Source organism: Arenibacter nanhaiticus (assembly GCF_900141935.1).
Taxonomy (GTDB): Bacteria; Bacteroidota; Bacteroidia; order Flavobacteriales; family Flavobacteriaceae; genus Arenibacter; species Arenibacter nanhaiticus.
The window spans coordinates 143,520-157,114 of sequence record NZ_FQYX01000003.1 but is presented as its reverse complement, the minus strand read 5'-3'; the positions used below and the strand labels follow the sequence as shown (position 1 = coordinate 157,114).

The following is a 13,595-nucleotide window of genomic DNA, read 5'->3' as shown; positions in this document are numbered from 1 at the left end:
TATTTTTCATTTTAATCAACTTTTAAAAAATCAAAACCTAATTTATCTACTTTAACACCTTTCCTTCCGCCTCCTTTTACCTTAAGTACAAGAGAGTTCTCTCCTTTCAGTATCACCTCATTCTCTGACAAATACTCTTGCAATGAAACCTTCTCTGCGAACAAGTCTAAGTCTTTAAAAATTACTTTTCCGTTCAGCGATACATCAACCACCACATAATCTGGAGCGTTGGTAAACACCATTGTCAATTTCCCCTTTCGCTCCTTTTCTGAATAAAAGGTCAATGTTAGCGAATCATTCTTTTTAATATTTTTCCATAACAAATGATTTCGAGCACTCCAGTCATAGGAAAGAAAAGCCTGTGTAATTACCTCTCCTCCATTTATTTGCTGAATATCAAAACCTTCCGCTTCAAACCGATCGGAAAACTTTAGAGGTAATTGCACCGATTTTACAGCTTCTCTAAAAGCAGCTTCCGAATCCTTGGTACCATACCAATAGGTAGTTGCAGCATAATCCATCTCGGTAGCGGCCCAATGCCAAATCTCCATATCAAATTTTAGGGATTTGTCAAAGGGAATAGCATCTAAGGACCGCCAGCGGCTATTCACCGTGAGCCCTGGACTCCTATTACCATCCCCTATGGGTTGCGCTATAAAAGGATCCTCAAAATCGACTACGCTACACCAGGCATACCCATAATAATCTTCCGTCCCGGTACCGAAATGCGACGGGAAGGTTTCACCATCTACATAGATCTTTTCGTCACCCTCTCCCCACCATTCATAACTATTGTTGAACAATACCAAGGCGTCTCCTACATATTTACCCTTTCCCTTAATTTCAATATAATTGATATCTTTTTTTTCCGAGGTACTTATATTCGGATAATTTCGCCAATTAGCATGAAAATACAAGCTCCTTGAATCCCATTCCCATGGTGTATGAATTATTTCTACATTTTCCAATTCAACCTCCTGTTTACCAAAATTATGTATGGTAATTTTAGCTAAATTTTGGAAGGGCATCGGAAAATTCAACCCCATTTCCCCATCCTTGTTCAATTCACTCATCCATGTCCTATGGGGCGATAGTTTGTACCCTGTACCAAAAAAATCCCCTATGGGTACCCAAACAGTTTTTTCTCCATCAAATTCCATAGCTATCACCGTTGAGCGCAAGGCTTGTTCCATGTGAGCAGCATTTATTTTTACTGTTATCTTCCTTACTACTTTATTTCCATTTAGCTGGATTGATACCGATCCGCCTGCTTTGACCACCCCGTTTAAAAAGTTTTTCTTTCCATTGTTGATGGTAAGATTATGTTGGACCAGTTTTTTAGAAGCAGCACTAATGCTTTCCTGAAATCTACCAGTTTCCCAATCTCCTTTTTGGTAAGTCTCCACCGATACCTCTGGCGCATACCGTCTATAATTAATTTGATAATAAAGCACATCATCTACGCTTTCATCAGCTTTCTCATAAGTTACTTTACAGTGCTTGGCATAAGGTAAGGGGAAATATAGGTTATGCCCTTCAAACCAACCCCCGTTCTCTTGAAAAGACGCAACTTTATGGGACAGGGAGGTCCCTACATATTTATTTGAAGAAATAATCTCATCTATCCTTCCCTCAATCTGTGGACTTGAAGCATTATCAAAATATATCCGTAGCGTACCCATAGAGAATTTTTGGGCATGCCAAGTACTCCAAAACCTCACAATAGCTCCTGGCCCCTCCACGTCCATTAAAACATACTCTTTGCGACCTTCATTAACCTCTTCACGAATAAACTGACTAGCATCTGCATTATCAAACCAACCCTCTTTATTTTCTGACACCGACTTACGTGAATAACTACTTGCTTGCAGCGTTTTGTAGGCATATTGAGGAAGTTTTGCCAATTCATCCTTATCTCCCATTTCGTTTAATAGAGACACTATGGTAACTTCTGGTTTGGAATCAATATCTTGTGCAATCATTGAACAACATATTAGCACAAACAATTTCGTGAGGATAATTTTTCTCATATCTATTTTTTTCCTCTTATCTTCAAAAATACTATTAAGGTATGTTTATTATGAAACAAGTACTTCCGGCAACTTAGAGACACCCTATCAATTCCATTTACCAAACATTTGCTCAATCGAATTAGCTAATTAACAAAAAATATTCTGAATTTTAAATTCAAATCATAATTTTAACATTACAACTAACACTATCAATATTTGACAAACAAATTCCCATAGACCAAAATTACTATCTATGCCTTAATAACTTTCTATGAAAACCATGGTAAACTAATGTCTTGATTGCAATTATATGAGAGGAGACTAAACATCTCTTAAATTAAAAATAGCCTTAACTGTGGTGTTCATAAAACATTAATAGTCCGGTTTTCTACTATAAAAAAAGGGAGCCCGCAGGCCCCCTTAAAAATTATGCCAACTAAACATAATTTTTACTCAACATGAAACTAACTCAACATGTATAAATTCTATAAACATCCTATTACCAATTTGGATTTTGTTCTAGATTAGGATTAAGATTGATCTGTTTTTTAGGCAGCGGTCTTAAATAATGCTTTGTTGCATCAAAGGATCGGTTTGCTGCTGGTTCGGCCACTATAAACCCTTCCCCATCTACTTGAAAATGCACTCCAGGTGATAGATCAGGAAATACTGTTTCGTATTCGGTCCCTACAAATTTAATTCCTTTAATAGCCTTTGGCATTTCTACTTCGGCCGTTTTCCAACGCATTAAATCGTTAAAACGGAAACCTTCACAAGCCAGTTCTATTTTTCGTTCTCTACGGATTTCGGTACGCATATCTAATCCATTTGCTTCTACATGTGTATTGGTCAAGTGTATCATTCCAACACGATCCCGTAATTTATTAATTGATATATCCAAATCGGCATCAGAAATGGAACCATCCAATTCAAATTTAGCCTCGGCATAATTCAACAATACTTCTCCATAACGAATCAAAATATTATCATACACGCTATTTCCGCTCCAGGACTCAATAGATTCTGCCAAGTATTTGTACACACTGTAACCCGTACGGGTCACGGGGCTTACCAAGGAAGGTTTTTCAAAAATCTTTGTACCGTCATAAAAAGCATATTCTGTTCCAACCTTGAAAACTGTTTGTTCCATTCTAGGGTCTCTATCCTCAAATTCAGAAGTCATGGTATCGTACCCCTGAAACAATGGAGAATCACTAATAGGCAAACCATCTGCACACAAATAATCGTCCACTAGGCTTCTGGTCGGATTCATGATGTTTTGTTCTAACCAACGCGTGTGATTATGGGTTCCGTTAATATCTTTCACATACCTTCTAGAAAGAATCACTTCTTTACTATCCTCTCCAGCTTCTACAAACAGTTTTCTATAACTATCTTCCGTACCAAAGTCGTCAAATAGCCCATACTCACCACTATCCATGACCGCTTTCGCAGCTTCTACAGCAATCGTTAAGCGCTCATTAGCCTTTGCTCCATTGTGATATTTTGCCCAAGTACCTTCAAACAAGGCTATTCTACTTAAAAAGGCCTGTGCAGCTCCTTTAGAAATACGCCCTAAATCCCTACTAGCTATATCACTGGCATTCGGCAACATTTCTATAGCTTTTTGCAGATCTTGTATTATTAAGTCGGCTACTTCTTCTCGGGAATTACGAGGCGCGTTTAGTTCTTCACTATCTACTTCCAGCACCTTCGTAATAACTGGAACACCACCAAACTCGGTCAATAAGCCAGCATACTGCCACGCTCTAAAGAAATATGCTTCCCCTACATAGGTTTTAATTTCTTCGGGGTTTTCATAAGTTTCACTCTTAAGCAATAAATAATTAATTCCTCGAATACTGGCATAAGAATTATCCCAATGTCCTGAATTATCAGGTGCTACGTAGGTACCGTTACTAACAGCGTCTGGGCCAGAGCCAAAAGTCGTTTCTGCATTATTATCATTATGTGAGAAGTGACTGGGAAAAGTCCCATAAAATGCATTGGCAGCCAATTCAAAATCTTTTGGACTATTCCAAAAAGAACCATCAGAAACTTGATCCTTAGGATATAGATCCAATTCTTTAGTACAGGAGGCCAGTCCCATCGCCAAGCTTAGAATTACTAGTATATATTTTATCTTCATCTTTTTAAATTTTAAAACGTTATATCAATACCAAATGAAACCGTTTTTGCAAAGGCATAGTTCGTCCCATAGGAATTATCCTCTGGATCATATCCGCCACCCATAGTGTGGTAATCCCACAAATCGTTCCCACTAAAATATACTCGAACTTTTGTAAAGGACATTGCATCTACCAAAGATTGTGGCAAGCTGTATCCCAACTGAACATTCTTCAATCTTATGTAGGCTGCGTTTTCCTCATTATTAGAGGAATGCTGATAATTCCAATATCTGATATTGCTATGCGATAGCCTAGGGTATTTGGCATCGGTACGGTCCGGAGCCCATGTATTATTGTAATATAAGGCGGTTGGGTGATACCATGGCTGATGAAAGGGCACTCGTGCTGTTCCTTCTCTAAATACCGAACGTTTTCCAACCCCTTGGAAGAAAGCGCTAAGATCAAAGCCTTTGTAATCGGCATTTAAATTGATCCCAAAGCTATACTGTGGATCAGAGGTTCCTAAAATGACCAAGTCTCCATTTTCTCGTTCATCGCTATACGCATCTATTCTTCCATTGCCATCTACATCTTTGTACATTGCGTCTCCAATACCTATATTACCAGGTACACCACCCAGTGTTTTATAAGCATCCAAGGTTGCTTGATCCTGTATTATACCGTCAAATTCATACCCATAATACAGGTTGGTTCTATAGCCTTCTCTAACACCATTATACCCTACCCCATAATTATCGTACCCTCCAAGGTTCACTACCTTATTATCATTATTACTCAGCACCACTCTTGCGCCGTAATTAAAATCTTTAATGTTATCCTTCCAACCAGCACTTAACTCCCAGCCCCAAGAATCTAACTCACCATTATTACCTGCCGGTGGCGAAGCCCCCAAAACAGAAGGTAAGGTTACCCCTAACAACATATTCTTATTGGTCTTGTAGTAATAATCAAAAGAAAGATCTAACCTATTATCAAGAACGGCCATATCTAAACCTAGATTTCTTGAAATCAATGTTTCCCAAGTTCTAGAAGTAGACACCATCCCGGCAAGTCTAGCAGATTGTGCTTTTTGCACATCTCCAAATGGGTATTGCCCTCCAATATTAATATTCTGCACATAATCATACAAGCCAATACCTGCCTGGTTCCCTAATTCACCATAGGATGCTCGGAGTTTTAAATTATCGAACAAGCCCGTGTTATTAATAAAACCTTCCTCAGAAAGTCGCCATGCCACAGAAGCCCCTTTAAACAACTTCCAGCGTTGGGCTTCGGCAAATTTTGAAGATCCATCGTATCTTAGGTTTGCCTCAAAAATATATTTGTTTTTATAGGTATACCCAATACGCGAAATAAGCGATTCCAAGGCATAGTGATTTCCTCCTCCAGAGTTAGACATATTATCCGTACTTCCTAAATTCAAAGTAAATAGCTTATCAGAAATAAAATTATCCCTATAGGCACTAAACCAATCATAATCATATTCTTCATGTACAGCACCTGCCATAGCACTCACATTATGATCCTCATTAAAAATATGGTCGTACTGTAAATAAACCGAATAGTTCCTTTGGTTTGTTTTAGTAAAAGCGTAATTGGCATTACTTGGATCGGTTTGATATTCGTAATAAGCAAATTTATCATCCCAGAAATAATAAGGAATTTGCTTTTTAATCAACCTAGAGTCGTAAGTTTCGAACGTTAACCCGGCCTGGGCAGTAAAAGTAAGGTCTTCAAAAATATCCCAATCCAATTTTAAATTCGGAGAAACTCTATTGGTCCATCTTTCGCGCGGGTCCCCTGCTCTTGCCAAAGCAATTGGGTTGGCATAACCCCATTGGCTAAACCAATTTCCTTCGGGGGTCTTTACGGGAAAGAAAAGCGGATAATTCGATAATCCACTTATCGAACGCCCAAGATTATAGATCTCTTTAGTTTTTAACCTATCGTAACTCAATTTTGCATTCAAGTTTAGGTTATCCAAAAGTTGGTAATCATAATTCATCCTTATATTAAATCTTTCGGCCTGGTCTGGAGCCTGATCGATCATTCCGTCGTCCTTATTGTAGCCTAAGGAAAAATAGTAGTTGTTTTTTTCAGAACCACCACTAACACTTAAATTATAGTCTTGTCTAAAACCGGTTCCATATAATTCTTCGAACATATCAACCCCCTCATAGAATTGGAACTCTGGAAAACCTTCAAATCTTTCAGGCGGAGCACCATCAATGATTTTTTGAATCCTTGCATCATCCCAAAAAGGAGCTGTTCCGTTAGCAATGTCCGCCTCTTGGTTCATCTTGGCGTATTGCAACAAGGTTGGATATTGCACTTTGTTTAACGGCTCTGAAAAAGCGGTATTCGCCGAAAACTTTACAATTTGTTTGCCTTGTCTTCCAGATTTTGTCGTTACCAAGATAACTCCACCTGCAGCCCTAGATCCATATATAGCAGCTGCAGCATCTTTAAGAACGGAGATATTTTCGATATCATGAGGGTTTAGAATATCCAAATCCTCACTTGGGTTACCATCTATTAATATTAAGGGGGAATTTCCTCCATTCACAGAGGATATTCCTCTAACATTAATGTTAAAACCTGATCGTCCTGGCTGACCACTAGATCTGGTAATAGTAACCCCTGGAATTACTCCCTGAATGGCCGACAAGGTATTTGGTGCTGCTTTAGATTCCAATACCTCGGCAGTAACCACCTCTACGGCGCCCGCCAAAGTAGCTCTGGATTTTGTTCCAAAACCTACTACTACTACTTCATCTAAAGCATTGCTATCCTCTTCAAGAACTACATTGAGGGTATTAGATTCTCCAACAGTAATAGATTTCTTCTTCATCCCCAAATAAGAAAACTCCAAAACATCGCCCTTATTGGCTTTTATACTGTAATTTCCGTCAAAATCGGCAACAACACCTATATTAGTACCAGACACCATAACATTGGCACCAGACAAGGGCAAACCGTTTTCATCGGTGATTTTTCCTCGAATAGTTCCGTTTTGGATATTGTTAACAAGATTATAAGTCTTAAGGAATATTGGGCTGCTTTCAAGCAGCTTGTTTTCTGCATGTGCGTTTACACTGCACATGGATGCAATTACCGCCAGATAAGCCGATTTTTTAATTGCTTTGTTACATATGAAAAGTAAACTCTCATGTAAGCAAGGTTTTTTCATCATAATTAAAATTTGATTATTGGTTGATAGTCTTTTGTTTTCACAAACTGGTTAAGTTTGTCGATTCATTTTTTTGATTACACTACTTCATATCAAAGGGGTTTTATCGATTAGTAATTTCTATGCGCTTGTTCATTTATACTGCACCTGTAATATATTTCAACTACAGATTGCTAATTCGATTTAGCTTGAATTTAAAAAATTTATGCTTGAATGTACAATCCGGTTTTCAAATGCTTGACTAATTCGATTTAGCTAATATAAAGAAATTATAATTCAATTTAAAGTTATCTTAAAAAAAACTTAATTTTTAAGTATGATACAATTATAAGCAGTCTTAACAAAACAACCTTTACAAGCGTATAGAGAAGTTCTAACAAATGATTTACAAGGGACAAGGAGTTCTTATATAGGTCGTTTATACAACACCTCCTATTGGTCGTATTTTAAGATTAAACCACTTTTCAACAATGTAAAAACCCCCGGTAAAAGTGTACCTTTCACTGGGGGTTTGCAAATTTAAGAAGGTTCACAAAGAAGAAATAGATCATTAACTTCTTAGGGCAAGGCCATCGATTATTTCCATTCTAGTTTAGCCAAATACAGTCCTTCCTTATCCCAACCGGTATTGGAAATATACCATTCGTCTTCACTTACTTTAATAACCTCAGGGGCATGCAAAGGTAGAGAGGTGACTAAGTTCTCTATAGGAAAGTTTAAAGGGTCTTTAGACCAATATACGTGTGTTTCATTATAATCGGTAAGTGCGCGGCAGACGAATAGATAGTACAATCCATCTTTTTTCACTATGAAGGGACTTTCCGCATCCCCTGCCCAATCGGCTAGATAGGGCTGTGTATGTACAATTTTGGGGCCGCTCCAATGTTTCAAGTCTGGACTGGTACGCACCGCCACACAAGAACGAATATCTACTTCGTTAAAGGTACGGGTGTAATAAAAGTAATACATGCCGTTATCTTTAAAAACAAAGGAGTCTCTGGCATGGCCTGGATCACTGAACAACGGATTCAATTCATGTCTTTTCCAATTGAACATATCATCGGATTCTGCCAAACACAACTGTCCCCAACTGGCATAGTACGGCGCTTTTTCCTGTAAATTTCCTATATTATAAAACATATAATTTTTCCCGTTTTCCTGAAAAATATGGGGTGCCCAAAGCACACGTTCCACGCCCGGCTTTACCTTAAGGGCATAATCGTGGTCCTCCCATTTTAATTGCGAGATACTATCTGCAGAAATATGAAACAGTTTATTCTCCCCAGTCCAAGGGTTTATGGGTTTATGACCAATAATCCCGTAAGCGTGCCATTTCCCGTCTGGTCCTTTAGCAAAGGCGTGGTCATTGGTGTACCAAGTCGTATCTATTTCCGATCGGGTATCATTGGGGTTAAAAATATGTTCCCATTCCCCTGAAATTATTGGCGTCTGTACCTTGATGGCGGCTTCTGCCGGTTCTACGACCTCTTTAACATGCTGTTTGCATCCTATAGGCACCAACGCACCACCCGCAATCATTAAGGCTCCTGTTATTTTCAAAATAACTTTTTTCATAAAATTTCTTTGTTTCGTATTATTAATTAAGATTTACAATTTCTTTTACCGGCTTTCCACGCCATGATTCTGGGACTTTTAACCCTAATAGATATGCAATAGTAGTTGCCGTATCATATGTCACAATCGTATTCTTTAGTTCGCCTTTACCCAATATCTTCTTGCCATAGGCAATCCAAGGGATCTGGGTTTCCGCTAGGGTCTTTCCCCCGTGGCCAGTGTTTATCCCGCCATGATCTGCCGTAAAAATAATAATGGTCTCCTGTAGTAAGTTTTCCTTTTCCAAAGCCTCTATAAGGTTACCTACCAGCTTATCTACACGAGCTACCGCACTGTAATATTCTGGGGTATCGTGCCCAATGGCATGCCCTGTATGATCCGGTTCATCCAAATGAATAAAGGTAAAGGCCGGTTTTTCTTCTATGATAAAATCAATCCCCTTCTGCATCGTTTCTTCTTCTGTTTCTCCTTTACTATTAAGATCTACCAAGTTTTTTTCAAAAAGATACCTTATTCCCGACCAACTATAGGATACTCCCATTTTTGCCTCAGGCATTTGTTGGTCTATAACACTGAAAATAGTTGGATATAGCCCGCTTTTTCCCAGTACGGCAGAGGGCAGCTCAGGTGTTTTACTTCCCCATTCCGTAAACCCATGTAGTTCTGGTCCCGATCCCATAATCATAGAGGCCCAATTCACTGCACTGGAAGAAGGCAATACGGCTCTGGCTTTTAAAGAATATACGCCTTCGCTCATCATTTTCCTCAGGTTCGGTATTTCGGCCTTTTCAAAAGCATAGGCGCCTAACCCATCGGCCCCGACCAAAATAACGTGTTTGGCCATAGGTTCTACTTTATTTCCTATTAACTTTTTGGTAGTGGAACAAGACAGATTAAATAATATCCCTACACCCCCGAGTATTGCCAAAACCATTCTAGATCTATTGATCATACTAATTTCTTACTTTAAGGTTAAAATTGCTTTTAAAACATCTCCTTTTTTCAGGGTTCTGGTGCCTGTACGAATGTTTAATTTGGTATCTTCCAATTTAGATTCAACGACTCCAAGAGGCTCCCCATTCAATGTAATTTGAAGCTTGGAAAGCTTTTTCCCTTTAGGAAGTTCGAGCTGCAATTGGCTCAGGTTTACTTTCCCGTAATTCAAAATTAATGCTACTTCTTGGGAAGACGCTGCTATTTGTTGACTAAAACTCCCCCAACCCTCTGCGGTAATAAAGGCCGATTTAAAGTTTTCTGCGCTCATCTTCGGTGCAAAACCGATAATTCCCTTTGGTCCGTGATATGTAAAGCCCGAAGCTGCTATAAACGGTGCATATCCACTCATGGCCCTAGTGTAATGATTCCCGTATTCTATTTCGTTATATGGATTTCTTCTTTGACTAGTGTACCGGTCGTGGAGCGCCTTTTCTACTTTTAGGCCTTCCGCTACCATACCTTCGGAAATAAGGGTTGCGGCTAACTGGTGTTCCTGTCCGGTCCATATTTCACTAAAATAACCGATAACCAGTTTCTCCCATTCATTTTCTATGACCCCAGGGGCGATATCGGTACCGCCTTTTGGAAATGTCGCCATAATTACCCCTGCTTCGTCCTTATCTGCATAATATCGTTTTACTGGGATATCCGCATTTTTAAGATAATCTCCGTAATGGTCTACAAAATTATATTTAAGAATAGAGGCTAAGGCTTTTTTCGATTTTTCCGGATCTACAATATGTCCCAAATCTAATTGAGAACTCCAGTACTGCCCCAATAATTGATCTATATGACACCCCACATTGGTATTGGGAGCCTCTGGGTGATCGGGATCATTTTTTTGAATAAAATATTCTCCATTAAACAATTCATTTGAGATATTTTTAAAACTTCTTTTAGCTATTTTATCGCATGTCTTAGCAAAGCTTTTGTCTCCCATTTCTAAAGCCATTTCTTTTCCTGCCTTTAAGGAGGCTGCGTACAAACTGCTAATCCAGCTTATTTTACCATACCAAGTTCTATCTAAAGTATTGTATTGTGGGCCTTCCAAAATACCGTCGGCTTTTCCGGTCTTCTCCATATCCTGGTCGATCATCACCTGAATAGATTTTTTAATCTTTTTCCAGTTTCTTTTCAAAAACTCACTGTCAGAAGACATAAGGTGCTCCCTATAAATTCTCATTACGGTTCCTGCATGACCATCGATGGCAAAACCACGACCATCATGACGCCCTAAGCCACTAAACTCTCCCCTATAGGATATAATTCCATTGTCCTGAAAAGACAAGCCCAAATCAACTTGTTCCCGCAAATGCTGTGCTAAATCTGGAAAAACACGTCCTAAGGCCTGTTCGTAATGAAATACATGGGTACAAGTCCCTTCTCCCAAATAAACTCCTTCATAGGTATAGAACCTACCCTCGTTTTCTTTTCGATCCTTAAGATCGTCAAACCTAACAGAAGCAGTCGTCGCCAAGGTACTTACATTGACAAATGTTCTATCCAGGAACCATTTGGGCAAACTAGAATTATACCATGTTTTATTCCAAATTTTGGTATTTTCTATAAGTTCTGGCTTCTCCATCAAATATTCAGATACCGCAGCCGCATCTTCAAATTGACTACTGTAATAATGTCTTAAATCTTCCTTATTGTTCCAATGATGTCCCCCATCCCATAGATGAACATTGGGAAAGTACCAGCTTAAATGGAAGGTAAATGTCTTTTGCTCCCCAGGTTTCAAAAGCACCTTAGAAGATACGCTACCTACTAGTTTTTCTCCTATGGCCGAGGTAGCGTCGGTGTTTTCTTTTAACACCTCATATATTAGTGTTCCTTTATCCTTTATAGCACCGGCATTTCCAATACCTTCTCCAAGGAGTGTCAAACTCATATTACCGGCATCTGGGTATTGATCAGACTCCATATCAATATTCTCACATACCAATCTTGTGTATTTCCCCCTATTTATTATCCTATTCTGGTGCTGCCCCTTTAACACTTGGTTTTGGCCGCTCCAGTAAGCCGCTGTATTCTGCAACCAGCCACTTAAGGCAACATCCATCTCGGTTTTCGACTCATTGGTTACCGTATATTCCATAACAACCACGGGTAACCCGGAATTATCGGCGTCTGTCGGAATAAATGGCGTATAGGCATTTAGCTCCACTTTTATCGGTAATTGTGGATCCCTGTAAGTAACCTTTCCTACCGGGTATTCCCCTTGAAAAGTTATATCGGAAAACCCGGACTTATTCAGCGGCCTTTTATACTCAAATCCCTCGCTATTGATTGTAATCCCAAATCCATTCTCAAAGTTATTTTCCTGTACCAATGGATTTAAATAATAACGATGTCCACCTTCATTTCCAGACGTTATTTTAGCAATATTAAATATATCCCAGTACCACAATTGGCCATCTCCTCCTAAATATACCTGTCCGGCTGCAATCCCACCGACAGGCATACCTATATACTCTAACTTTTGTTCCCCTGTCAGAGATAAGTTTTGTTTTTTTGATTGAGCACTTACTAAGTGTAATCCCAAAAACAAAATAAAGACTATAATTTTTGACTTATTCATATAATAAACTCCTTAAGCTATTTCGCGCTATATTTTTTGTTATTAATTATTCTTTTGTGTTATCTTCGATTCTTTAGGCTTTTCAGGTTGTCTTAACCACCCCAGCTCTGCCATAGTAACACCGTGATTATTTAAATATTGGGCATCTTCAGGCCCGCAAGAAGTAATGTACTCTTTCCCTTTATAGCTCACTATTTCAGCTGCATGCCCAAACAAAGTGGTCAAGGTATTTTTCTCATAATCAAAATAGTCTGGGTCCTCTGAAACCACTACAATTGTTTCCGCATACCGTCTGTGGGCATAGGTAAAGAAAAGGTAGTATAAGCCGTTTCTTTCTATAAGAAATGGCGATTCTATCAGGGTTGCCCAGTTATTATCATTGATACCAAGAATGGTTTCAGGGTCTTCAAAAGTGATAAAATCTTTGGTTCTTATACGTAATACCTGAGACTGCTTAGCTCCTTTATTTCCGGTTGCCACGACATGGATCCAATACTTTCCATCATTCCCTTTCATTATATGCGGATCTCTGGTACCTACCCATAATTTGTTAGGTAAAATAGCTTGTTTATTGTTTTCCCAATCCACCAAATCATCAGACCAATACACCTCTAGCTGCCTTTTTTCTCGCCATTGCTCTACCACCATGGCCCAACGTTCTGTTTCTTCATGCCAAATTACAAACGGAGCACCTATGTACTCAGTTCCTTCTATTTCATTAATAGCAAATGGTTCTCGCCTCCAATTTTCGGTGGCACTATCTGAAGTTAAATGCCCTAGATAGGGATGGTATCTATACAATTCCTTTCCTTTGGGAGGAAAGGGATTATTTATTCCGAACCAATGAAGCATTCCATCTTTATCGACTACAAAACAATGGTCATTGGTAAACCACTTGTTTTCATCAAAGTCTTCTGAAGGTTTTGGTTCGAATATCTGACGACTCTCGCCTTTCAAGTAAGGGATTTCAGCACGCTCCAAAACGGATTTATCAGAAGTAATTTCTGCCTCATTTTTAGAACCACAGGATAGCATTCCAAAAAATAAGCTTCCTACAAAAATTATGTGCAATCGTTTCATTATTATTT

Annotated in this window: 7 protein-coding genes; all 7 read right to left on the bottom strand. The window is 38.9% G+C overall.

Going from position 1 to position 13,595, the window contains the following annotated elements; translation table 11 throughout:
- Positions 1–11: 11 nt before the first annotated feature.
- The 7 genes from BUA16_RS03085 to BUA16_RS03055 all read right to left on the bottom strand — a co-directional run bounded on the left by BUA16_RS03085 (position 12) and on the right by BUA16_RS03055 (position 13,587).
- The gene (locus BUA16_RS03085) at positions 12–1,982 is read right to left on the bottom strand and encodes a glycoside hydrolase family 172 protein (RefSeq protein ID WP_072763173.1); all 1,971 of its coding nucleotides are present in this window, start codon (positions 1,980–1,982) and stop codon (positions 12–14) included.
- 529 nt (positions 1,983–2,511) lie between these two features.
- A complete protein-coding gene (locus BUA16_RS03080; RefSeq protein WP_072763172.1) occupies positions 2,512–4,161 on the bottom strand; it encodes a RagB/SusD family nutrient uptake outer membrane protein in 1,650 nt (549 codons plus the stop codon).
- A gap of 11 nt (positions 4,162–4,172) precedes the next feature.
- On the bottom strand, positions 4,173–7,355 hold the full coding sequence (locus BUA16_RS03075; RefSeq protein ID WP_072763171.1) for a SusC/RagA family TonB-linked outer membrane protein: 3,183 nt from the start codon (positions 7,353–7,355) through the stop codon (positions 4,173–4,175).
- Positions 7,356–7,928: 573 nt separating this feature from the next.
- Entirely contained in the window at positions 7,929–8,927 is a 999-nt protein-coding gene (locus BUA16_RS03070) for a family 43 glycosylhydrolase (protein WP_072763170.1), read from the bottom strand.
- Positions 8,928–8,949: 22 nt separating this feature from the next.
- On the bottom strand, positions 8,950–9,879 hold the full coding sequence (locus BUA16_RS03065) for an alkaline phosphatase family protein (protein ID WP_245795510.1): 930 nt from the start codon (positions 9,877–9,879) through the stop codon (positions 8,950–8,952).
- Between the two features lie 9 nt (positions 9,880–9,888).
- On the bottom strand, positions 9,889–12,507 hold the full coding sequence (locus BUA16_RS03060; RefSeq protein WP_072763169.1) for a GH116 family glycosyl-hydrolase: 2,619 nt from the start codon (positions 12,505–12,507) through the stop codon (positions 9,889–9,891).
- A 42-nt stretch (positions 12,508–12,549) separates the two neighbouring features.
- Complete coding sequence (locus tag BUA16_RS03055; RefSeq protein ID WP_072763168.1) at positions 12,550–13,587, bottom strand: glycoside hydrolase family protein; 1,038 nt, start codon at positions 13,585–13,587, stop codon at positions 12,550–12,552.
- Positions 13,588–13,595: the final 8 nt, after the last annotated feature.